General features: G+C 69.1%; 1 pseudogene. It reads left to right on the forward strand.

Going from position 1 to position 1,137, the window contains the following annotated elements:
• A pseudogene (locus tag DRV84_RS15120) lies at positions 1–1,137 on the forward strand (baseplate multidomain protein megatron); the annotation flags it as partial.

A 1,137-nucleotide genomic window follows, 5' to 3' on the forward strand; every position in this document is an offset into this window, starting at 1 on the left:
ATCCTCGGCGTCAGCGCCGCGACCATCGGCGGCTTCATCGGCTCCACCATCGGCTCTGTCGTCGACAGCTGGATCATCTCGTCGCTCGCGCCCACCCAGCGCATCGAGGGCGCGCGGCTCGACACGCTGCGCATCACCTCGGCCACCGAGGGCGCGGTCATCCCGCGGCTCTATGGCCGGATGCGGATGGGCGGCAACATCATCTGGGCGACCGATTTCCGCGAGGAGACGAAGACCACCACCCAAGGCGGCGGCAAGGGCGGCGGGGGCGGCAAGGTCAAGACCACCGAGTATCTCTACTACGCCAGCTTCGCCGTCGCCTTGTGCGAGGGACCGATCACCGGCATTGGCCGCATATGGGCTGACGGCAAGCCGATGGACCTCTCCGGCGTCACGTGGCGCTGGTATCCCGGCGACGAGGCGCAGACGGCGGACCCGTTCATCGCGGCAAAGATGGGCGCGGCCAGCACGCCTGCCTATCGCGGCACCGCCTATGTGGTCTTCGAGGAACTGGCGCTCTCGACCTATGGCAACCGCCTGCCGCAGCTGTCGTTCGAGGTGTTCCGCCCGCTGGCCGATCCCGACACCGCCGAGGGGCTGACCCGCGCCGTCACCATGATCCCGGCCTCGGGCGAGTTCACCTACGCGACGCAGGCGATCCGCAAGACCGATGGCGGCGCGACGGTGCCCGAGAACCTGAACGCGCTGGCAGACTCCCCGGACATGGTCGAAGCGCTCGACCGGCTGCAGGCGATGGCGCCTGCGGTCGAGAGCGTCAGCCTCGTGGTGGCTTGGTTCGGCGACGATCTGCGCGCGGACTCCTGCAACGTGCGGCCGGGCGTCGAGGTGTCGGCCAAGTCGACCACGCCGGCCAGCTGGTCGGTGAACGGCGTCAGCCGCGCCAGCGCCTTCCTCGTCAGCCGCGACGATCAGGATCGGCCGGTCTATGGCGGCACGCCGTCGGACTTCGCGGTGTTGCAGGCCATCCAGGAGATGAAGGCGCGCGGGCTGCGGGTGACCTTCTATCCCTTCATCCTTATGGACGTGCCGCCCGGCAACACGCTGCCGAACCCGTATTCCGACAACGCCGCCGAGGCGGGCCAGCCCACATTCCCCTGGCGCGGCCGGATCACCTGT

Origin of the sequence: Rhodosalinus sediminis, from assembly GCF_003385555.1 — a bacterium.
GTDB classification, from domain to species: Bacteria; Pseudomonadota; Alphaproteobacteria; order Rhodobacterales; family Rhodobacteraceae; genus Rhodosalinus; species Rhodosalinus sediminis.